Genomic DNA, 21,865 nt, shown 5'->3' with positions numbered 1-21,865 from the left:
CGCTGCCGTGCTATACGCCGCGGGTCACAGCGTCCTACGTCTTGCCTTCCCCACCCCGTAGAGATGACAGGACCAGGCGCCCATAGCGTGTGGTGAGGGCTCCGGCTGCGGCGGCGACCGACAGTGTCAGCGCGACGAGCAGGTCTGTCACAGAGTTGTCGCCGAGGACTTGCAGGATGCTGAGGGCCGTGCCAAGTGGCAGGCCGAGGATAGTGAGGACTCCCAGGGCGCCGCTGATCTGCTGGCTTTCCTGGGTCTGTACGAGTCTGCTGTAGTCGGCCGCTTCTGCGAGGATTTCGCGGAAGCGCGCGGGGAGCCGGTGCTGGTTCTGGAAGGCGAGCAGCAGATCGTTCGCTGCTCCGTGTGCTGTGAGGTGCTGTCGCCAGTAAGTGCTGCGGAAGACGGCGATGTTCCTCTCCAGTGCGGCAACCTGGCGTGCCAACTGTGAGGAGTTGAAGACCTCGGAGAGTTCGTCGGTGAGCTCGTCGATGTGGTCGCGCTGGAGCGCGCCGAGAAGCAGGGCGTCAAGGTAGACGGTACGGGAGTGCAGGGCGGCGAATTCGAAGAAGTCGCCCGCGCCGGTGTCAGACCGGTGACCGAGGAAGGCGGCCCCTTGACGTAGTACGAGGGCACTCCAGTCTGCCGAGATCCTGACAACATCCTTGAGCTGATCTCCGGCAGTCTCTGGGGGCAGGGGAAAGTCCTCCGGGGTGGAGCGTGACGCTAGCTGCCACAGCCAGCGATCCGCGCTCGCAGGCAGCGCCCCTTCCAGCCCGGAGCGCAGGGCGGGGGTCTGCTGTGGCGTCGGGGTCATGAAGGCGATGGTGTAGGGCTGGGCTGTGGCGAAGGGTGCGTTGGGGTCGCGGACGTCAGCGATACCGGCGAGCAGCCTGGCCGGGTCGAAGGGCCCGGTGAGCGGGTCGTCTACGGCGTTCCGCCGTCGGCCGGCCAGAGCCCGCAGTATGGGCAGCAGCGGTCTCTCCACGCTCAAGTGCAGGACGGCGAGCGCGTGTTCCGGATTGCGGACAGTGACCGCGCGGATAAGTTCCATGCCGAGCAGATGCAGCCCATCCTGCTTGACGTCCAGCGGTAGGTGCCAGCGACGTGGCCGCCCGGGTGACCCGTAGAGAGCGCGGGCAGAGGCCGGGGCGAAGTAGGTGGACCGGGTGCGGGCGTCGGTGCGGCGGCTGCCCAGCTCGAAGGGGAAAGGACCGTCGAACCAGTCGGGGACGCGTAACAGCCGCACCGGCAGGACGACCGTCAGCTCCTGACGTGCGCCCGTGACCTCCTCAAGCAGTGGAGCTTCACGCGGGGTCACCGGTAGTACTCTGCTGGGTCGGGCTGGTTGAGACGGATGACGAATTGCGCGCGGTCGGGGATTTCTGTGCTGACGTGGAAGCGGACGTGTTCACCCGTGCGGATGGTCCGGAATCCTTCGGTTACGATCTGTCGGTAGTCGAAGCTGTAGTAACGCTCGTCCTCGTCGTCCCGGACGATGTAGGAGCCGAGCGCACCGCTTACCCCTCCGCCGCTTGGTCGCCTGTCCACAATGGTTCCGTGACGCGGCCCGCTTCCGCTCATGCCGTCGTCTCCTCTGCCTGTGGCGTATCGAGGTCTTGCACGCACCGGAAGCCGACTGCGTTGCTTGCGCCGCGCTTGCGGTAGATGCCCTTGCTGCTGCTCTGCACCGCCCGCATCGGGTTGTCGTAGCTGCCACCGCAGATGACGGCCTCGCCATGATCGTCCAGGCTGGTGGATGTCCATTCCCAGCAGTTGCCCACCATGTCGACGACGCCGAACGGGGAACGGTTGCCCGGTCGCTCGTCGACGGGGGTCGCCCCAGCTCGCCGTACGGCATCACCTGCGAAGTCTCGGTACCACGCCTGATATGTCACCACAGGCCGACCGACCCAGGTGTCGGCGCAGTTGATCCGGGTGCCGTCAGGAGCGTGGCCCCAGGGGAACAGGCGACCGTCAGTGCCGCGGGCAGCGGCTTCCCACTCGAGGGAGGTCGGCAGGCGTTTACCTTCGAACGCGGCGAAAGCGTACGCGCTCCACCAGCTGACGCAGATGGCAGGGTGGGCGTCGTAGCGCGGGTTCTCGTAGTAGTCGGGCCGCCGCAGTCGGTCGGTCCAAGGGTGGTGTGTGACGTCGGCGGGCTGGTCGGGGTGGTCCCACGGCGAGGTGCCGTCCGCGTTTAGGTCGTCGAGGAAGCGGCGGTAGCGCGCGACGGTCACAGCGTGGCGGTCGAAGCGTACGGGGCGCTCGACGCGGCGGATCAGCAGCCGTTCGGCCGGTCCGACCAGGTAGGCCCCGACGGGCAGCACGCAGTCGTCGGTCTCCGGGCTGCTGGGCATACCGGCGAGGAAGGCGCGCACCTGCTCGGTGAGGAAAGCGCCGCCGGGAAGGTCAGCTGCCAGGTCCCGGTTCGCCGACTCGGTCAGGAACCTGGCGGCCAGAAGTTCCTGGTAGGCCGTGTGCACGAAGGCGACGTGATCGGACCCAGCGGGCCGCAGCAGCGGTGCGAGGACACAGGCGTCGAGGTGGAGGCGTCCGTCCTTGAAGGCGTCGGCCCCCAGCTGGCGGTGCAGGTCGAGGAGGGAGAACACGGTGCGGTCGGTGAGGAAGGCGTGTCCCAGCGTGGCGGGAAGGCGCTGCTCCAGATCGAGCTGCCCGCACTCGGTGAACGTCCGCGTGATGTGAGCGCTCAGGATGTCCGCGAGTGGCTTCCCCGCGGGAAGGTTCAGCGCCTTGGTGAGACGCTTCTCCAGCGGAGTTGCGTCGGGTTCGGCTAGGCGTACGACGTGGAAGTGCGGCACGCGGGACGGGTCGAGGCCGTTGGCGTACATCTGCTCGACCAGCTGCTCGGAACGGCCCGCACCGCTGTCCAGCAGTTGACGTACCTGGGGCGAGTCCGCGAGGAAGGACACCCGTGAACTCATGACCACGGCTGATTCGGCGGACAGGACGGCCGCGAGATCGGTGAACAGGCGCAGGAAGCCGGCAGAGCTTGGTTCGTCGACGCCTTCGTCGACGGCATCCAGGACGCACAGCGCGGTGCCGGAACGGATGAGGTAGAGGAAGAGGTCATAGGCGCGCGAGCGGTCCGACGTCATGGCCGGTGCGAGGAGGCGGGCTGCGTACTCGGAGAAGGGTTCGTCCTTCGGTTTGAGACCAAGGTCGAAGTAGAAGCGGAAGCGGCGGACCTCGGGGTTGGCAGCCAGTGAACGCAGAAGTGTGCTCTTGCCGCTCCCTGGACGGCCGGTGACCAGGATGTTCGCGCTACCGCACGCCAGGCGTGTCAGGAGCTTCGCCGCATCGCTGGCCTGCTCCATGGTCGACTCGCCGGTGCGTGGGTCGATGGTGAGCGCCGCCGCGGCGACCGCGGTCTGCGGCTCCGTCGGGTCGCCAGCGGAGGTGAGACCGGCGAGGTGGGTGTCGAGGTCGACGATGGTGTCGACGAAGCCGTCGTAGCGCACGATCCGGAAGTCCAGACCCAGCATCCGGTGGAGGGCGTCGGGCTCCGCGCCGCCGTCGTCGTCCAGGACGACGAACCGTGTGAGCTTGGGCAGCCGGGTGCGCAGCAGCTCCCCGTCGCTGGAGGCAAGGACGGTGCTCAGGTCGTCGGCGTCTCGGGAGAGCATCAGTTCCACATACTCCAGCCGCATCCCGGACTCACGGCAGAACAGCTGGTACACAGTGTCCGGGCTGAGGACGAATCGCTTGGCCTGCCGGTAGCCGAGGGTGACGTACAGCCCTGCGAGGAACTCGCAGCGGTGGGCGACCTCGGGGGCCATATCGGGCTCACTGCCGAGGAGCGCCGCGCTCCCGGTATCGGTGAACCAGACCAGCACGTCGACGAGCCTGCGGACCGCCAGCAGTCCGTCCTCATCGCTGATGTCGTACCCGTCGTGGGTGGACCGGTTGCGCAGCCGTCGAATGTCTTCGAGCGCGTCCAGAACCGTGCTGCTGCGAATGTACGGACGGCAGCGCTTGACCAGGTCGTTCAGGGCTTTCGTCGAAGGGTCGCCCTCGACATCATGGTGGCGCCACAACTCTTTGAGAAGCTTCTCGGTGAGCTTCCCGACCAGGGCGACTGCATTTTCGGGATAGCCGTCGTTGAGGGACCGTAACGGTCGTTCCAGATCGAGCCCCAGTCGATCAGCGATCCGCGAGTGGTCGTCGAGTTCGCTCCGCAGGCGTCGCAGCCGTTCATCGACCATCGTGCTCACGTGGACTCCTCACGTCGCCAGCCGAGGATGAACGCGAACCGATCGGAAAACGCGAGCACGGGCTCCGGATGAGCCAGGCGCATCTCTTCGATGCCCTTGTCGATCTCGCTGTCGCTGAAGGTGGAGAGCACGGACATGTAGCGGGCACGCACCATGCCCAGGTACTTGTCCCGGTCGATGCGCAGCTCATGCTCGACGTGGCTGAGACTTGCCGCCAGTCCAGCCGCCCGCAGATGTCCCTCGATCACGGCCGGGTCCGGCTGCAGCTCCTCGAAGCGCGCGAGGGCCGCCTCGAACAGCGGATACTGGATGGTGGCCGGGAGCATCACCACCAACAGTCGGCCGCCAGGCGCGAGCCGGTCGGCCAAGCCGCGGAGCGTGCGTGCCGGATCGGCCACGTGGTGCACCGACTCTTTCAGCCACATCGCGTCGAGCTGCTCGTACGGCACACGAGTACGTCCTTCGGCGATGTCCTCAGCCGAAGCAACGACCGGACGCAGATCGGCCGGAGGCGGCGTGCCGAGCTGGCTGAGCATCGCCTCTGAAGGATCGACGCACAGAATGGGATGATGAGGCTGGACATGGTTGGCCACTTCCCTGGCAAACAGGCCCGTCCCGGAGCCGACGTCGGCGATCCTGTCCGTGGGGGCGAGCCGCAGCGCCTCGGCGATCCGGGCGGACATCCAGGGAATGTAGTGCGGACCGTAAACCCAGTGCCCGTCGTACTCGGCTGCCAGCTCCTCGTAATGCCCTCGCACATCGCGCTGCTCCACGATCCCCCTCGGTGCCCCTCGCGTGTCGCCGGTTGTGCCGCACACGGCACACGGCAGGCTATCGCGCGTGTTCATGAGGCAACAGTCTGTAATTCGCCGGTTGGGCGTTGATCAACTGGTCTCCACCACCAAGTCCGGCGGAAGCCAGAACTGTCGACCTCCAGGGCCGATGGACGGCTTGTGTTTCACCCCGCCACGCGGCCAAATCACGGAAGCGCAGGTGGGGCCGGTCACTGCCCGGTAGAGCAGCGTCAGTACGAGGTCGTTCGCGCACGCAGGGCCCTCAGGGTGCGGCGCCGGTTCGACCGCCTCGTACCTGATCGCACCCTCACGCTCGTCGATCGTCAACGCAATGCGAGCTCACCCTGAGGGCCAGAACTCCCCATGGTCCTCTACCCAATGAACCGGATTACGCCAACTCGGCCACCTGCGCGTTGTGTCTGCAACGCAGGATGCGAGAAGATGTTCGAGGCGCTGCGCGTTCTACGCGGTGCCAGTCGAGACTGCGCCGACTTAGCAGTCCCGGCGCACAACACGCTTAACGGGGTGGGTGAATGAAGTTCGATATGGGGTCGACGACCCTGTCCGAGCTCGGCAAGAGCACTGCTGGCTCCAGCGACGATCTGGGCACGTTGATCAGGCTGCTGGTCCAGGCGGCCCAGCCGCTGGAGGGGAAGTTCAACGGGGCCGGCAAAGCCGCCTTCGACACGTTTAAGGCGCACACCGACGAGATCACGGCCGATCTGAACGGCTCGCTGAGCGCGATCCTGGGCGGCCAGTCCGGTATGGACACCGCGTTCGGCAGTGGTGACACGGAGCTGGGCGACAACGCCCACCAGAACATGGGCATGGCCAACTTCGACGCGGCCCGCTTCGGCGTGCGATAACCGATCTCGCACGCGAACTCACCGCCCATCTGTCACCGTTTTCAAGGGGGACTCGACCATGGCACAGAACCAGGACCGCCGCTCGTACGACACCGGCGCCTCTGCCGACGTACAGACCAGCCTGGCCGGCATCATCGGTCATCTGGAGCGCGTACTGAGCGACCGCGACCGGGCGGTCAAGGCGGCGATGGCCAACTTCCAAGCCGACGGGGTCTCGGACGAATACCACGGCAAGGAGGTCCGCTGGCACCGGGCCGCGGCCGAGGTGCGCGAGATCATCCATCTGGTGCGCAACACGCTGGAGCAGAACGACGGCACCGCTCAGGCCACCCTCGCCAAGGCCAAGGCGGCTGTCGACAACATCGGCTGAGCGAGGGGTTGGCCCGCGGACGGACGTCAGCAAGCACGTGAAGCAGGGACCGGGTGATTGTCCTGACGGCGCGGGACGTTCACCCCGCCGGGATGTACAAGCTGCTGTCCGATCATGGCACCGCTGCGAAGAGCACGTCGGACGGGGGCACCGTGATGCACAACAACCCGGAGGAGGCCGCTCTCCCAGCCAGCACACCGACGAGCCAGTAGTGCCCTACACCAGCACGGCCAGGCTGGTCGGCGCGACGCTGAGCCAGTTCACCCAGCCACTCGAGCCGAGACCTCGCACCGTCGCTGCCTCGGGCAAATGCCCGTGGTACAAGAGCGCAACCGCGGCGCTGGTCGGGTGCCAGTAGCCGGGACGGTCTGCCACGCGCCGTGCGAGCGGTCCACGACGGATCTACGCCATGCGCAAGTACCGGCAATGGACCGCCCCCGGCGGTCTGGGCCGACGTGCATCTGCACCTGAGCGCCGTGCGGCGAGATCAGCAACCTCGCCGCCACCCGGCCTGCTCACGGAGGGCCTACCGGCACCGCCCGTTCGGAGTCCGTAGCCTGTGCAGCTATGTCTGACATATATGAGCTCACGCTTGCCTTGGATTTGCGCGACGCGTTGTCGGTGGAGGAACTCGCGGAGCTGCGCTGGCATCTCGGAGCTGGCCCCGCGCCGGAGACGTTCCGCATTGTGACCGAGTTTCCGGTCGTGGTAGAGGATGAGCACGGAGACTTCGTCATCGAGGACCATCCTGAGCCCTTGCTGGGCCAGCACGGTGGTGGCTACAAGGTGGGGGGTGCACTTGTCTCGGTGCTGTTCCGTCGGCAGGAGACTGGGTCTGCTGCTTGGGCGTTGACCAGACCCGCAGGAAGTCCATCCGGATGATTTCGAGCGCGTCGGTGAACTCCTCAGCTGGCTCGCGGCCAGGGCCGGCGAGCGGCACCGAGGCCCCGACGGCAGCGTTGACCTGGGGTGGATCCGGTTCCACGAGGAGCGTCAGCCCGAGCCACTGGTCGTGTGTGACGGCACAGCCGTCTGGCCGTCGTAGGTCCGTGTCCGCGCCGGTACCCTCGCGTGGTGGGCGTCGCAATAGAACTACTGATCGTGGACTGGCCGCGCGTAGAGGCAGCAGCACCCAGCGATCGGGAAGAGCTGTTGAGCGATGCCGCGTTCGGCGAGGCGTACAGCGACGATCTCTTCGAGCACGGCTGGTCGTGCTCGGCGCAGCCCGGTGAGGGCTGGTTCGCCAGGTATGCCTTTCGGAACACGCATGGCTCGTACAAGCCGCACGTCTGGGCTGGTTTTCGCTGGGAGTACATGCGCGAGTTCGTTGAGCCGAAGGTGCGTGAGGTGCTGGACGGGTTCAGCGACGCGCTGTTCTGGCACGGCTCGGAGGACACCGCCGGGGTCGTTTCGGAGCTCCCGGAGCGGCCGTACGCTTGGGAAGCGGACCTGTTGCTGTGGTGTCCGCCCGATCATGTGCCATTGATCGCCGGGTGGTGGCGGCAGGTGGAAACGCAACTGGAGGTTCTGCGCGAGCCGTTCGTCCAGCACGCTGCAGAGCCCGGCGGAAGGATCGGTACTTTTGAATCGTTTGCCGACCTTCTCAGCGACTGGGGCGAGGTGGTCACGGAGGCGGACCGCCGTGGCTGGGGCATCGTCGGCCTGCGTTGTTGACCGCCACGCCGGGCCACCATTCATGCCATCGGCATGTTGTGATGAGCGAGATCAGGCCACTCCGCCCTGTACCGCATTGCGCCTGCAACGCGGCATGGGACAGCATGTTCGATGAGCTGTGAGGCCTGTGTGGCCCAGTGACGCAACAGCGATCACACATCAACCGCAGCGCAGAAGTAGTGGCCCGTACCCAGCGAACCGGAATCCATACGTGTCAGCTCACGATTACGACAGTCAGCTTCTTGAGTCCGTGGCGGTGCGACGTCGGCGGTTGCGAGACGCCGTGTTGTTCGGTGCGCAGCGGCAGCGGCGCACCGTGGAAGAGCGGCTGGGGAAGGTGTTCGCGGGTGTGGTGATCGCCGCGGTGGTGTGTGCCGGGTGTGTGGGGTGGTCGTTCATCGCGCACCGGGTGGTCGGGAAGAGTCCTTACGGGACTTCTGTGCCTGCGCCGACCGCACCCTCCGCGCCCGCGCGCGGACAGGTCACTGGAACACCGCAGCCTGCGGTTTCGGCCCGATGATAGGTTCGAACGCGTGATATCCCGGGGGACTGTGAGCCGTACTGCATTGAGCCGAGTCACTTTGGTCGGTGAGCGGCGGCGGGTGGATCTCGTGTTGCCGTCCCGGGAGCCGATCGGGCTGCTGTTGCCCGAGGTGATGAGGCTTCTCGACGACCGGGTGGGCGAGTGGCCTCAGGCCCGGAACCTGGTGACGGCCAACGGCAGCGCCTTGGAGCCAGACGACACGCTGGAGTCGGCCGGAGTGCCCGACGGTGCCGTGCTCCGGCTCGTGCGCGTCGAGGACGCACCCTCCGCTCCGATGGTCCATGACGTGAGTGACGAGGCGGCCGGCGATCTGGATGTGCGGGCCTGGCGGTGGGGCGCGCGGGCGCGTCGGATCGTGGCCGCGGGCGCGGGTGTGGGCTGGGCGTTGGCCGCTGGGTTCATGGCGCGGCAGGGGTTTGAGGCCAAGGCCGCCGGATCGGCGCTTCTCGTGACGGCGGCGGTGGCTGCGATTGCCGGTGTGCTGCTGGGGCGGGCAGGGCGTAAGGGGCTTGCCGCTGCCCTGGTCGTGGTGAGTGCGGCTGTGGGTGCGCAGGGTGCCTGGGCGGTTGCCGACGCGCAGGCGTGGTCGGGGGCTGTGCGGTTGGCCGTGGTGCTCTCGGTCGTGGTGGTGGCGTTGTTGCTGCTCGGCTGGTTCTCGCCGTTCGGGCGGGGTGCGCTGGTCGGGGCAGGGGCCCTGGGCGGGGCCGGGGGGTGCTGGGAGGTCGCGCTCGCGTTCCAGTCCGGCGGGGCCAGCCCGATCGGGTCGGCGCGCGCCGGGGCTCTGCTTGCCGTGGTGTCCGTGGTGGCGCTGGGTGTGCTGCCCCGATTGGCGTTGGCGGGGTCGGGTCTGTCCGGGTTGGACGACCGGCGCTCTGCCGGGGCGTCGGTCAGTCGTTATCAGGTGGCAACCGCGTTGGCCGCCACGCATCGGGGGCTGGCGCTGGCCACGGTTGTCACCGCGATCTCGGGTGCCGTCGCCGGAGTGCTGGCGGTGCGTACGGTGACGATCTGGACAGTGCTGCTCGCCGTCGCCGTCACGTCCGTCCTCGCGCTGCGGGCCCGTGCCTACCCACTGGTCGCGGAGGTCGTCGCGCTGCTCGCGGCGTCCATGGTGGTGGCACTGCGTCTGGCTTGGTTGTGGCTACAGCACTCCGGGGCGACGGTTCCGCTCGCCGTTCTCGGCGTGCTGGTCGTGCTGTCCTTGGGTGTGCTGGCCGTGCAGCCTGCCGAGCATGTGCGGGTACGACTGCGCAGGGCCGGCGACACGCTCGAGTCGGCCGGTGTGATCGCTCTGTTCCCGTTGGTGCTCGGGGTGTTCGGCGTCTATGCGCGGCTGCTCGGCACCTTCGCGTGAGGTGGCGGTGATGACGACTTCCGGCCGTTGGCAGGACGACGTGCTGCGCGAGCTGAATGCCGGCTCTGCCGGGGAGGTGGGCGAGCAGCGTTCGCCGGAGGACGCGAGGCCTCGCCTGCCCGTGCGCCACCCGGACGAAGAGCGTCCCCACCCAGGTCATCCCGGCAACCTGCCCCGCGAGCAGCACACCTCTACCCCGGGCGCGGACGACGCGCCGCATACCCCGGCACAGGCACCACCGCGCCCCGCGGCTGAGGCTCAGCCGACGCCGCAGGTCCAGGCCCACCTCGGTACCGGCTCCTCCGCTCCCGGCGCCGGAGCGACACCCCAGACCCAGACGGCGCCATCGAGCACCTCCCCCGCCGTACGGCCACCCCACCAGGCCCGGCTGCCCATGGCGGCGCCCGAGCCGGTACCGACGCTCGACCCGCGCCTGGCCATAGCGCTCGGTTCGCCCCAGCACGGCGACTCGCTGGCCCGGCGTTCGGGCCGGTCATTGCGCAAGCTGACCTCCTCGGCCGCACAGGAGGTCGCCGAGGAGAGCCGACTGGGCAGCATGGTGCAGCAGCCGGTGACCACGGGCCGGGTGATCGCGGTGACGTCGATCCGCGGTGGCGTCGGCAAGACCACGACTGCCGCGCTGCTGTCGCGGACGTTCAGCCACTACCGGCACGACCCGGTACTGGCCCTGGAAGCGGACGCCGCCCTGGGCACGCTGCCGGTGCGGATGGGAGCGCAGTCCGTCCGCTGGTCGTGCGCCGAACTCGCCCGGATCCTCACCCCGTCGATGCAACTGACCGACATCACCGGATACCTGGTGCCGGTGGCGGACGGCGGCTGGCTGCTGCCCGCCAGTCAGGGGCGGGTGGGTGCCCCGCTGGACGTTGCGACCTACCGCACCGTCACGCTGGCGCTGCGCCGCTACTTCGCCGTCACGGTCGTGGACTGCGAGACGCTGCCCGGCGAGGTGGCCCGCACCGCGATGGACACCGCGCACGCACGGGTGGTCGTCGCCCCGCTCACCGCCGAAGGCGTAGGCGGCACCCGGATCGTCCTGGACTGGCTCGGTCAGCTGCCGCACGCCGCACTCGCTTCCACCGTCGTGGCGCTCACTTCGAACACGCCCGACGCGAACCTCGATCTGAAGGCCGCCACGGCCCATCTGCGGGAAACCGGAGTCACCCTCGTGCATCTGCCCTACGACCGGCACCTGGCCGGTGGCGGACCGATCATGACCGACCGGCTCGGCGTTGCCACCCGCCGTGCCGCCACCCAGCTCTCCGCCGAGACGCTCCAGCGGGCGGTGCACGTCCGGTGACCCAGCAACAGGTACACCGCCCGGCCCGCTCGACGCGCCCTCTGCTCCCGCCCGCGCCACGCACGATCGAGCCACCGCCGAACCTGCCCGAAGGCAAGACCGGCAGCCCGGCGACCGCACTGTTGCCGATGGCCGGCGTGATGAGCTCGGTCGTGATGATGACGGTGATCCGCTCCAGCCAGTTCGCGGGGCTCGGGGCCGTCGTACTGGTCATCGCGCTGCTCGGCGCGGTCGCCCTGTTCCTGTCGCAGCGCGGCAAGGCGCAGCGGCAGCGACGCGTCCAGCGCGAGCGGTACCTGGAGTATCTGGAGGAACTGCGCGCCGAGTTGAGCGCGGCCGAGCGTGAGCGTCGTCGTGTCGCCCGGACTCTGCACCCCGGCCCCCCGGCCCTGTACGACGTCCTGCGTGATCCGGCTCGCCTGTGGGAGCGGCGCCGCGCGGATGCGGACTTCCTTGACGTGCGGGTGGGTGTCGGTGACGTACCCGTGCAGGAGCTGGCCATCGGCCAGCAGGCGGTCAGCGGCGTGCTCACGCCGCCCGACCCGTTCATGTTGAACGAAGCGCGCGCTCTGCAGGCCCGATACACCACTGTGTCGGACCATCCGCTGACCGTGCCGCTGGACCGGGTCGGCAACGTCAGCATCGTCGGGGATCGTGCGGGTGTCCTGTGCGTTGCCCGCTCCCTGCTTGTGCAGGCTGCCGTGACACATGCCCCGGATGACGTGGCTGTCGCGCTCGCCGCGCCCGGGGACCGCATCGAGGAGTGGGAGTGGGTGAAGTGGCTCCCGCACGTCCTCGACCCTCAGAACCATGACGGCCTTGTCGCCGCGCGGCGCATCGCTACCGATCTGGTCCAACTGGCGCAGGTGATCGGCGCTGATCTGGGGCGGCGCGCCGCCTACGCGGCCGAGGTGCGCCGCGGCCTGTCCGACAAGAGCGCGTTGCAGCTGACCGACCGGCTGCTCGTGGTCAGCGACGCGTACGGGGAGAACGCCGTCGACCTTCCGCGTCCGGACGCCGCTGTCGCCCTGGACGACATGGGTGTCACAGTCCTGCACCTGCTCGCCGAGCAGGTGCAGGAACCCGATCAGGTCTCGGTGCGTATCACCGTCAATGGCGACCAGGTCACGGTAGAGGACCTGCGCGGACAGCATGGCGCAGGAACCCACGGGGTGGCCGACCGTACCGGCCTCACCGCTGCCGAGGCCCTTGCGAGGGCTCTGGCGTCGCTGCGGCTGTCCGCCGAGTCCGCCGCCGAGGGCACCCCCGTCTCCGGGCCCGTCGACTTCCCGCAGCTGCTCGGCATCGACGACGTGGCCGCCCTCGACCCGGCCCGGCAATGGGCGCCGCGCGGGGAACGGGACTTCCTGCGCGTCCCGATCGGCCTGGACGACCGGCATCAGCCGGTGCTGCTCGACCTGAAGGAGTCCGCCGAACTGGGCATGGGCCCCCATGGGTTGTGCGTCGGCGCGACCGGTTCCGGCAAGAGCGAACTGCTGCGCACCCTCGTGCTCGCGCTGGTGACCACGCACGGGCCGGAGGATCTGGCAATGGTCCTCGTCGACTACAAGGGCGGAGCCACCTTCGCCCCCTTCGCCGATCTGCCACACGTGGCGGGCGTCATCACCAACCTGGAGAACCAGGCCGGCCTCGTCGAGCGCGTCCACACCTCCCTCGCCGGTGAGATCAAGCGCCGTCAGCAGGTCCTCAAGGACGCGGGCAACATCGCCGACATCGGCCACTACCGCGCGCTACGCGCCGCAGCCCGGCCTGACCTCGAACCGCTGCCGCATCTGTTCGTCGTCATCGACGAGTTCGGCGAGCTCCTCACCGCCAAACCGGACTTCATCGATCTGTTCCTGTCCATCGGGCGTATCGGTCGTTCCATCGGTGTCCACCTGCTGCTGTCCAGCCAGCGCATCGAAGGCGGCAAGCTCAAGGGCCTGGAGACCTATCTGTCCTACCGGCTCGGTCTGCGCACCTTCTCGGCTGACGAGTCGCGCACGGTCCTGGAGACCACCGACGCCTTCCATCTGCCGCCCCTGCCCGGCTTCGGTTATCTGAAGGTCGATACCTCCACGTACACCCGCTTCAAGGCCGGCTTCGTCTCCGGTGTGCACCGCGGCCCCGTCGTGCACGAAAGCACGCTCGACGCCGAACCGCTCGCTTGGACGTATCCGGCGCTCACCACCCCCGCCACTGCGCAGGCGCCCGCGTCGGGCGAGGACGCACCAGCGCCGCGTGAGCATACGTCGGGGCCGACGGTCCTGGGTCTCACGGTCAGCCGACTCGCCGACGCCGCCGAACCGGTACGCCGGATCTGGCTGCCTCCGCTGCCCGAAGCGCTCACGCTCGACTCGGCCGCAGGACCCGTACAGCCATCCCCCGACGGTCTCCGACTCGCTGGCGCCGATGGCCCGTTGCGGGTGCCGCTGGGTGTCCTCGACAATCCGGCCAGGCAGTGGCAGGGCCCGTGGGTGCACGACCTGAACACCGCTGGCGGGCACACGGCCGTCATCGGCGGTCCTGCCTCCGGCAAGACGACCCTGTTGCGCACCCTGGCGCTCTCCCTCGCCCTCACCCACACGCCGCGCGACGTGGCCGTCTACGGCCTGGACCTGGCCGGCGGCGGGCTGAGCGCTCTGGCGGACCTGCCGCACGTCGGCGGCATCGCGACCCGCGCCGACCACGAGCGCGTCACCCGTACCGTCGCCGAGGTGCGGGGCATGCTCGCCGAGCGCGAGGTGATCTTCCGTGGGCGAGGCATCGACTCGGCCGAGCAGCTGCGGGCCTTGCGCGGACGAGGGGAACTTCCCGAGCTCGGTTCTACCGACGTGGTGCTGCTCATCGACGGATTCGGGGCTCTGCGCGACGAGTTCGCCCACCTCGACGACGACATCGCCGACCTCCTCAAGCGGGGCAGCGGCTACGGCATCCATGTCGTGGCGGGCATGCTCCGCTGGAACGACATCCGCATCGCCACTCAGTCCCTGTTCGGCAGCCGCGTCGAACTGCGCCTCAACGACCCCGCCGACTCCTCCATCGACCGCAAGCTCTCCGCAACCCTGTCCGCGGACACACCCGGCCGGGCCCTGACGGACGGCAAACTGTTCGCCCAGACGGCACTCCCCCGCGTCGACTCTCACCCCACCACGGAAAACCTCGGTCCGGCCCTGGAGCAGGCGGCAGCCGCTTTGCGCGCCACCTGGCACGGCGAACTCGCCGCCCCCATACGGGTGCTGCCGACAAGGCTGCCTGCCGAGCGGCTGCTCTCCACCGGGGCGCAGCTGCACGCGATCCCGATCGGTGTCGACCAGGAGACCCTCTCCACGAGCGTCCTCGACCTGTTCGGGGGCGACCAGCACCTGCTGGTCCTCGGCGACAGCGAGTGCGGCAAGACGAACCTGCTCAAGCTGATCTCCCACTCCCTCATCGACCGCTACGACAAGGACCAGCTGGTCTTCGGCGTCTTCGATCCACGACGTGGCCTGCGCGGCGTCATCCCGGAGCCCTACCGCGGCGGCTACGCCCACAACGCAGCCCTCTCCCACGCGCTCGCCACCGGCATCACCACCGAACTGGCAAAACGCCTGCCGGAAACCGCCGACCCCGACGCCCTCACCGACGAGCCGTCCTTCACCGGCCCGCGGATCGTGATCCTCGTCGACGACTACGACATCCTCACCGCGGCCGGACAGCAGCCTCTCGACCCGTTCCTGCCGTACATCTCCTCGGCCCGGGACATCGGCCTGCACTTCGTCGTCGCCCGCCGGGTCGCCGGGGCCTCCCGCGCCCTGTACGAGCCGCTCCTGACAGCACTGCGCGAAACCGGCACCACGGCGCTGGTGATGACGGGCGACCGCACCGAAGGCCAGCTGTTCCCCGGCCTGTACGCCTCCGCCCAGCCACCCGGCCGCGGCACCCTGGTCCGCCGCGGACACCGCCACCAGCTGATCCAGACCGCCCTCGCACCCGAGCCCGAGCCCACCCAGGCGCCAGCATGACCAAGGACATCATCGTGCTCACCGAGAAGACGCCGCCCCCGCGACGCTGCTCAACGCCCTGTGCACCGGCGGCTCCGACCTGGAGATCCCGGGCGGGTCTTTTGTCTGGACATGTATGCCAAGACCGGCCCGGCAAGTTGATCCGCGAGTACTGGAACCTGGAACGCCGCCCGACCTGGTTGGATGGCGCATGCGGCAGCCTCAGCCTCGCGCTGAATCCATCACGCCTAGGAGGTCACCGGCTACCGACACCCGAGCGGTCACTGATCGGTTCGAAGCGCCTTTGGCTTGAAGCGTGTAGATGCTGCAAGAACTGATCTGATAGGGATGAATGTCCTGTTGTCAGTGGCCTGTGTGATGCTGAGTGCCGCTGAGGAAACGTATCAACAGCGGATAGACGGGGGTTGACGTGACGGGGTGGGACATCAGTCCCAGCGGGGTGGACTCCATTCTGTCGTTGGTGGGGCTTGCCGCCGACGACCTGGGCAAGGACATCAAGGGCTACGGGACGAGCGTCCAGGACGCGGCGGAGTCCGCGGGCACGATCAGCGGCCCGTACTGCGGCGGTCCGCCAGTGGGGCCAGTGGGTGCCGCGGTCGCGAACTTCGTGTCCGACACCGAGAGCTCGATCAAGTTCATGGCGGCCCGTATCAAGAAGACGATGGACGGAACGGTCGAGGCGACCGGTGCGTACGTCGACGGCGACTTGGCGATGGCCGCCCGGACCCAGCGTGAGGCTGCCAAGGCGCCCACCCCGGCCGAGCTTCGGGCCGTGGGCGAGCAGACGAAGCACCACGGGGGTGGGGCGTAGTGGACATGATCGAGCCGGGGGGTATACCCCAGTACACCGGCGACTTCGACACGTTGTCCAAAGCAGTCACCGAGCTGCGTAAACACGCGATCGGCATACGTGACGCCGGCAAGGACGTCCACTCACGCTTCCAGGCGACGGCCGCGTTCTACAAGGCGCCGGAGGCTGACCAGCTCTTTTCCTCCACCCAGCCGGTGATGGACACGGCGGACGAATTCGCCGGCCACATCGAGTCCCTCGGCGACGCCCTGGACACCTTCGTCGGCGAAGCGAAGCCGTATGCGGACCGCTTGAAGCATCTGAAGGAGAAGGCGATCGCCTTCGTCGACAGCGTCGAAGGCGACGACGGCTGGACAACGGACCAGCACAAGGCCGACGAGCACGACGCCCTCATGCATGGCGTGGCGGCGGCCGTCGTGGGCTTTAGGAAGGCGGAGCACGACGCGGCGGTCAAGATCGGTGCCATCAGCCCGGCACTGTGCCGCCCCGTCGGCGACGAGGGCACGTACGGCGTCAGCGTCAAAACGCTCGAGTCCATGCCCGACCTGCCGTGGGGTACTCCCGTTGCCCGCACCTACGACCGCTGGAGCCTGGACTGGTGGGGCCACGGCATCAAGAGCTGGGCGTGGGACGGCCTCGTCAAGGACAGCCTCTGGGGCGGCTTCGTCGGCCTGGGCACCTTCGAGGACAACATCCTGGGCATCAACGGCTCCGACGCACAGCACCAGACCTGGGACGGCCTCAAACGCACCATCGTCGGTGCCTACGCCTACGGCATGGATGCGGCCGGCGAGGGCGACCACCTCTCGGACTGGCAGCGCGGCAGCGAGGCGTACGCCAAGGAGTTCGGCAAGCAGTTCATCGCCTACGACGAGTGGCACAAGGACCCGGCCCGTGCTCACGCCGTCACCAGCTTCAACCTCCTCACCATGGTGGGGGGCGCCGGCGGGGCGCTCGCCAAGCTGGGCAAGGCCGGCAGATTTGCGGAAGCGGCCAGCACGGTGGCCAAGGTCGGAGGTGCCCTGGACCCGATCTCCGGCGCCGCGCGGGCGGCGAGAGCCCTGTCCGATCTGCCGAAGGTCTCCGAGGTACTGACCAACGTCAGCGAACACCTGCGGCTGCCCAAGACGAGGTTCCCCGACGGCGCCCTGGACGACCTCAGCAACCGCTACAGGGTCGACAAGGACGGCAACTTCATCGCCCTCAAATCCGACGGCATGCCCGACACCAGCCCGGTCACGCACGAGCCTGCCGCGGCTGACCGAACGGGTGGCTCTCTGGCTGGCGATCGTGAGCTGGTTGGTGCCGGTGCTCGCACCCCCGAGTTCGCGGGATCCCACGTCGGAGACAACCTGTCTGACGCAGCGGAAGGTGGCGCAGGTGGCACAGCATCCCACCTCCCTCAGGGCGGTGAGGTCGACGTCACACATGGTCATTCCGCCAGCCATGAGACTCCTGGTGTCGGCAGCCGTGATCAAACTCCAGGCCACGGCCCCGGCCACGATGGCAGCACTGGCGGTCACGGCGTAGGAAACGGGCATGACGGGCCCGTTTCATCAGCCGGACCGTCACCGGGTTCATCTCCCCACGGGCTACCCGACGGGCATTCAGCAGACCCTGGGCACGGCGATACTCAAGGACACGACGGCCCAGTTGCGTCGGGTGAAGCGCATGGCCATGGCGGCGCCCCGGACGGGCCTGCAGACATCGACCCAGCCAAATACACCAAGAACACGGATGACTTCGCGCAGACCCACACGGGCCGGATGGAGCCCGGACAGGAAGCCGGAGTCCTCGATGAGCTGTCCCGTGCCAAGATGCCTGAGCCAGACCGGCAGAGGGTACTTCAGGCTCTGCGCAAGTCCCCGTACGGAGCCGGTGCCGCAGAGATGATCACCCGGGGTCACCTGCGCGACATCGACGGGTACAGAAAGTTGCTGGACATGTGCAAGCAGGGCCCGACCAAGGCCGATAAGGGCATGGTGCCAGCCGCCCATATGGCCATGAGGCTCGCTACCGAACTTCAGGAACGCGGTATTGGACACGTCGGTGTGGAACTTGACACAGAAACCTTCGATCTCGACGTCTACACGCGGCACGCTGATGGTTCAGTCGACTATGGTTACCAACTCAAGGACGTCGACACGATCAAGGCGATCAAGAAAGCAGCGGAAAAGTCTGTGGAGCAGCTGACATACGACGGCATTGACCATCGAGTGGGTGTCCTGGACATCCATCAGTCGATGACCGACCTCACGCCTCGAATGTTCAGATGGGTTGAATACCAGGCCGAGCAAATGAACGGATCATTCTTGCTCCGCTTCACGGATGGTTCAATAACGATCCCCCCGCGTTCACCTATATTCCCCTAAGGACAGATTATGTCGACGTTGTTGCGCTCGCCAAAGGAACGCGGCTCCTGGTACTGGGATCTTGACGACTTCGCTGCGCCTGGACTGGAGTCGTCCCTCTCAATCGCGGCCCGCATGTGTGACGTGCTGGCTCGACATGAACTCCTCACTCCCGTCGAGCTCGAATACAGATGGTTCGTCCTGGGTTCTGGACCCACCGGCATCAAAACAACCCTTGAACTCGCCAAGTCGCCGTTGGGAGATGCAAGCCTTCCCGAACGGGTACGTGGCAGCCGTCCCGCTGCACATCCTTCAGCTGATATCGCCAGAGTCAAAGTGCTCGGGGCAGGAAAATGGATCGACCGGGGAGGGCAACCAAAGACTGAATACAGACTGGTTGACTTGTCTCTCTCCACGGCCCCCGTTGGCCTCTCGGCCGAACTGTCCGTACATCACGACATCTGGGGCTTGTACGACTTCGCAGGTCAGCCGCACCCCGAGATCTGCCAGAACAATGCCCCACGACTCACTGCCGCACTAAGAGACCTCACCACCTTGCTCGGCATGCCCCCCGAGCCTGGCGAACGAACCTATTTCGGAGCGTCCATCGTTGACGGGGTCGCCAATCCCGACCCGGATGAAAATGGGCTTGGCCCTGACCTGACCGGCCGACTCTGATAGCGAGGGGTCATTCGCACTCGACGGCGAAGCGGAGCAGCAACTGCGTGAAGCCCGGTACAGCATACCCACGGGCCACATTGCGTTCGATGCTGCGGCGGACTGGCTGGCGCATCTGAGCCAGGCTAGCGAGCACGGACTGTTTTCAGTGGAGGCCTTACGCGAGGCCACGCATTGGCGGGGAACCAACCGATCCGGCACATTAGTAGCCGGATCACTCGCACAGCCTCTGGCCGGAGTAAGTGCGGACTTGCCTGACCGGGAATGAAAGCTCCTCGCCTCTCGTCGGGGTAAATCGCCGTTCCAAACTCTTGATTTGCTTGTCAGGTCGGCACTGATTTTCTGATCCTGTCTCATTCCGTAGGAAAGCAACCCATGCCCCAGGACGTCATCGCCCTCACCCCGCAGATGCCGGACATCAAGACGCTGCTGGCCGCGCTGCATGCTGGCGGCCCGGACCTTCGCGTGAACCGGGCGGGTGGAGGAGCCGTCGCCCAGCTGTGCACGGACGACGGACGACTCCTGGTCTCCGTGGAGGCCCCCCGCTACCTGCAGGTGCCGGGCGAGACGGCGCGGCTGCTGGGACCCGGTGTTCAGACAGAGGGACCGGTGTGGTGGACCGAGGTACGGGCGACCACCGGCATCGCGGAGGCCAGGCGGCTGGCCGGCTCCGTCGCGGGGCGGTTGACGACGCTGCTCGGCGGCACCACATGGCCGCCCGAAGCCGCCCATACCGACGTCGTGACAATCCCGGCAACAGACGGGGCAACGGTCCCACCCGCTGACGTGAACGTACTGACCGACGTGGATGTGCTGACTGACAAGAGCGTCATCGTCATCTACGACCGCCCGGTCGTTGCCGCCACGACATGGCTGACCGAGGCGATACGAACCGTGGGAGAGGGCCGACGAGAGCTGTATCTCGTCACATCCCCAAATACCCGGCTGAGCCTGCCCACCCGCACCGTGCTGGAGCGAATACCCGCACGCTGGGTCGTACGCCACCCCGAAAACGGCTACTACGACGGCCTCTCCGGAGCCCTACTGCGCTGGCACAACGCACGTTTCACCCCGGCTACCGACAACGGCCTCCAAATCGCGGACGCCTTCCAACCCCCGCCCGGCAAGAGCGGTGAACGGCAGTTGCTGCTGTCCATCCGCACCATCCACCCCGCCCACGAGCACCTCGTACTGGGAGGCGCGCTGGAGGACGCCTGGCAGACCCTCACCGGACTGCCGCCGACCGGATGGGCCACCGCCGAGCCCGTCAACGTCCCTTGGTCGCCAAGACAACTGACCGACCTGGCCCGCAACCGCGCCCGCCAGGCCCAGCCCACCTGGGCCGTCGCCATAGGCGCCACCGACCGCCCCGCAATCTCCGCCCTGCGCATCGCTCACACGCAAGAAGGCATAGAGGAATACATCACCCTGGCCCTCGGCTACACCGCCGACGAGAAAGCGCCAATCGAGCTGCTGCCAAAGCTCGCCGAATCCCTCGCGGCCAAGCACAACCTCGCCACCATGATCAGCGAACTGCGTGCGGCGCGCGCGGACCTGACCACGCCGGCCCACTACGAACCACCGCCGATCCCGGTCGCTCTCACTCTCGGCCCCGACACAGTGGCCGCCCTCGGCATCACCCGTGCCCGCAACGCCCTGCCGGACCACACCCCCACCCAACTCGGCCCGGCCACTCGCCCCGCCCTGCACTACCCCCTCGGCGACGGCACCGACCCCACCGCCTGGCAACGCCTGCGACACATCAACGAGCACCTCGAGCGCGGAAGCCGGGCGGCTGCACGGCCAACCTGAATTCGCTGTGCACACCGCCCGAGCAATCCACTTCCTCTGCGCAGGGTTGTATCTGTGAGCCACGGATAGCCTCCACCGGTGTACCGTGCACCACACCGATCACCACGGGCAGAGCGATGGGGGCTTCGCGGTGACCGAACTGAACATCCCGGAGATCTACTGGGACGATGAGAACGCCGTACGTCTGCTGGTCGAGTACTTCACCCACCGGCGCACAAGCGGCGACCTGTTCTACTCCGGCGCGCACTTCGAGCGCCTGGGTGGGGGCGGTGACGCCGAGCACGTCGCCGACCGCTTCGACACCAACGACTTGGTAGCCATCACCATGCTCAGCGTTTCCCTTGAGCCGCACGGGGCGATCAACTTGCTCACCGATCCCGACGGCCACTGGGCGCGGCTGCTGTCGCTCATCCCTCGCGACGCCCGTTTGGAGGATGCTGGGAGCGATGCCCTCATTGCGGAAGGCGGCCCCGCGTGGGAGCTGTGGGAACGCCTGGCCGACAACAAGCACCCGAACAAGCCCGACGGCAGCGGCCCCGTCATCGCAGGCAAGCTACTGGCCCGCAAGCGTCCCCACCTGATCCCGATCTATGACATCCGTGTCAAACAATTCTTCCAGCGGCCGAAGAACGATCACTCCTTCTGGGCCTCGCTGGCAGCGGCCCTACGGGCGGACAACGGCACCTTCTTCAACCAACTGGTCCATCTCCGGCGCAAGGCAGGCATCGGGGAGGACATCGGCGTTCTGCGCGTATTCGACGTCATCGCCTGGATGCACCAAGGCAGGCAGAGCCAGGCTGTGGCAACCTGAGCTACCACGGCCGCGACTCCGGCCACGCTCACATCAGGCTCCTCGCCTACCGACGCAGATTCTCTGTTGGCCGGCGACGGTAGCTGGACTGCTCGCCCGCATGACGGGGCGAGCCCGAAGACCGCAACCTGCCTGAAGCGCCAGCCCAGCCCTTGCTCGCGGCTCCAGCCGAAGACTCGTGTCTATGGCCAAGCGCTGACCGCCTAGCGGTTCAATCGGAAGATTTCAAGTCCAGTGAGACGGTTG

At 67.6% G+C, this 21,865-nt stretch carries 17 protein-coding genes; 13 read left to right on the top strand and 4 right to left on the bottom strand.

Annotated elements, in window-relative coordinates; translation table 11 throughout:
* Positions 1-34: 34 nt before the first annotated feature.
* From BIV25_RS05990 to BIV25_RS05975, 4 genes are read right to left on the bottom strand one after another with little or no spacing between them, the layout of a single operon-like run.
* A complete protein-coding gene (locus tag BIV25_RS05990; RefSeq protein WP_071371095.1) occupies positions 35-1,318 on the bottom strand; it encodes a hypothetical protein in 1,284 nt (427 codons plus the stop codon).
* The gene (locus BIV25_RS05985) at positions 1,315-1,581 is read right to left on the bottom strand and encodes a hypothetical protein (protein WP_071371094.1); all 267 of its coding nucleotides are present in this window, start codon (positions 1,579-1,581) and stop codon (positions 1,315-1,317) included. Before BIV25_RS05985 ends, BIV25_RS05990 begins: the two co-directional genes overlap by 4 nt.
* On the bottom strand, positions 1,578-4,223 hold the full coding sequence (locus BIV25_RS05980) for an SUMF1/EgtB/PvdO family nonheme iron enzyme (protein WP_256255618.1): 2,646 nt from the start codon (positions 4,221-4,223) through the stop codon (positions 1,578-1,580). Before BIV25_RS05980 ends, BIV25_RS05985 begins: the two co-directional genes overlap by 4 nt.
* A gap of 5 nt (positions 4,224-4,228) precedes the next feature.
* Entirely contained in the window at positions 4,229-5,005 is a 777-nt protein-coding gene (locus BIV25_RS05975; protein ID WP_071371092.1) for a class I SAM-dependent methyltransferase, read from the bottom strand.
* A gap of 554 nt (positions 5,006-5,559) precedes the next feature.
* Between BIV25_RS05975 and BIV25_RS05970 the strand changes: the two genes are divergently transcribed.
* The 13 genes from BIV25_RS05970 (at position 5,560) to BIV25_RS05920 (ending at position 21,619) form a co-directional block, all read left to right on the top strand.
* Positions 5,560-5,892, top strand: coding sequence for a hypothetical protein (locus BIV25_RS05970; RefSeq protein ID WP_071371091.1), 333 nt, complete (start codon positions 5,560-5,562; stop codon positions 5,890-5,892).
* A 58-nt stretch (positions 5,893-5,950) separates the two neighbouring features.
* Complete coding sequence (locus BIV25_RS05965; RefSeq protein WP_071371090.1) at positions 5,951-6,262, top strand: pore-forming ESAT-6 family protein; 312 nt, start codon at positions 5,951-5,953, stop codon at positions 6,260-6,262.
* 567 nt (positions 6,263-6,829) lie between these two features.
* On the top strand, positions 6,830-7,144 hold the full coding sequence (locus BIV25_RS05960) for a hypothetical protein (protein ID WP_256255611.1): 315 nt from the start codon (positions 6,830-6,832) through the stop codon (positions 7,142-7,144).
* 192 nt (positions 7,145-7,336) lie between these two features.
* The gene (locus BIV25_RS05955; RefSeq protein ID WP_071371117.1) at positions 7,337-7,936 is read left to right on the top strand and encodes a hypothetical protein; all 600 of its coding nucleotides are present in this window, start codon (positions 7,337-7,339) and stop codon (positions 7,934-7,936) included.
* Between the two features lie 211 nt (positions 7,937-8,147).
* Positions 8,148-8,456 carry a hypothetical protein gene (locus tag BIV25_RS52390; protein ID WP_079176442.1) on the top strand — a complete coding sequence of 103 codons (309 nt, stop codon included), beginning with the start codon at positions 8,148-8,150 and terminating at the stop codon, positions 8,454-8,456.
* A 13-nt stretch (positions 8,457-8,469) separates the two neighbouring features.
* Complete coding sequence (locus BIV25_RS05950) at positions 8,470-9,834, top strand: EsaB/YukD family protein (protein WP_079176441.1); 1,365 nt, start codon at positions 8,470-8,472, stop codon at positions 9,832-9,834.
* 10 nt (positions 9,835-9,844) lie between these two features.
* Positions 9,845-11,152: a type VII secretion protein gene (locus BIV25_RS05945; protein ID WP_256255609.1), complete on the top strand. Its 1,308-nt coding sequence runs from the start codon at positions 9,845-9,847 to the stop codon at positions 11,150-11,152.
* Positions 11,149-15,156: a type VII secretion protein EccCa gene (gene eccCa / locus BIV25_RS05940; protein WP_071371089.1), complete on the top strand. Its 4,008-nt coding sequence runs from the start codon at positions 11,149-11,151 to the stop codon at positions 15,154-15,156. Before BIV25_RS05945 ends, eccCa begins: the two co-directional genes overlap by 4 nt.
* Positions 15,157-15,565: 409 nt before the next feature.
* Positions 15,566-15,967 (top strand): DUF6507 family protein, encoded by a 402-nt coding sequence (locus BIV25_RS05935; RefSeq protein WP_071371088.1) that lies wholly within the window; start codon positions 15,566-15,568, stop codon positions 15,965-15,967.
* Positions 15,967-18,339: a hypothetical protein gene (locus tag BIV25_RS05930; protein WP_079176439.1), complete on the top strand. Its 2,373-nt coding sequence runs from the start codon at positions 15,967-15,969 to the stop codon at positions 18,337-18,339. Before BIV25_RS05935 ends, BIV25_RS05930 begins: the two co-directional genes overlap by 1 nt.
* A gap of 9 nt (positions 18,340-18,348) precedes the next feature.
* Positions 18,349-18,996, top strand: coding sequence for a hypothetical protein (locus BIV25_RS46440; RefSeq protein ID WP_177235168.1), 648 nt, complete (start codon positions 18,349-18,351; stop codon positions 18,994-18,996).
* A 375-nt stretch (positions 18,997-19,371) separates the two neighbouring features.
* Positions 19,372-20,808, top strand: coding sequence for a DUF6177 family protein (locus tag BIV25_RS05925; RefSeq protein ID WP_071371087.1), 1,437 nt, complete (start codon positions 19,372-19,374; stop codon positions 20,806-20,808).
* Positions 20,809-20,893: 85 nt separating this feature from the next.
* Positions 20,894-21,619, top strand: a complete 726-nt coding sequence (locus tag BIV25_RS05920) for a DUF6308 family protein (RefSeq protein WP_256255608.1) — start codon at positions 20,894-20,896, stop codon at positions 21,617-21,619.
* The last annotated feature ends 246 nt before the right edge of the window (positions 21,620-21,865 follow it).

The organism is Streptomyces sp. MUSC 14 (assembly GCF_001866675.1).
Lineage (GTDB): Bacteria > Actinomycetota > Actinomycetes > Streptomycetales > Streptomycetaceae > Streptomyces.
The sequence above is the reverse complement of the archived record's forward strand: the minus strand, read 5'-3'. Positions and strand labels throughout refer to the sequence as shown.

Excerpts from the sequence above, each read along its gene's own strand:
- BIV25_RS05960 (WP_256255611.1), top strand. The coding sequence starts at position 6,830 with ATGTCTGACATATATGAGCTCACGCTTGCCTTGGATTTGCGCGACGCG.
- BIV25_RS05985 (WP_071371094.1), bottom strand. The coding sequence starts at position 1,581 with ATGAGCGGAAGCGGGCCGCGTCACGGAACCATTGTGGACAGGCGACCA.
- BIV25_RS05925 (WP_071371087.1), top strand. The coding sequence starts at position 19,372 with ATGCCCCAGGACGTCATCGCCCTCACCCCGCAGATGCCGGACATCAAG.
- BIV25_RS05970 (WP_071371091.1), top strand. The coding sequence starts at position 5,560 with ATGAAGTTCGATATGGGGTCGACGACCCTGTCCGAGCTCGGCAAGAGC.
- BIV25_RS05980 (WP_256255618.1), bottom strand. The coding sequence starts at position 4,223 with ATGGTCGATGAACGGCTGCGACGCCTGCGGAGCGAACTCGACGACCAC.
- BIV25_RS05965 (WP_071371090.1), top strand. The coding sequence starts at position 5,951 with ATGGCACAGAACCAGGACCGCCGCTCGTACGACACCGGCGCCTCTGCC.
- BIV25_RS46440 (WP_177235168.1), top strand. The coding sequence starts at position 18,349 with ATGTCGACGTTGTTGCGCTCGCCAAAGGAACGCGGCTCCTGGTACTGG.
- BIV25_RS05945 (WP_256255609.1), top strand. The coding sequence starts at position 9,845 with ATGACGACTTCCGGCCGTTGGCAGGACGACGTGCTGCGCGAGCTGAAT.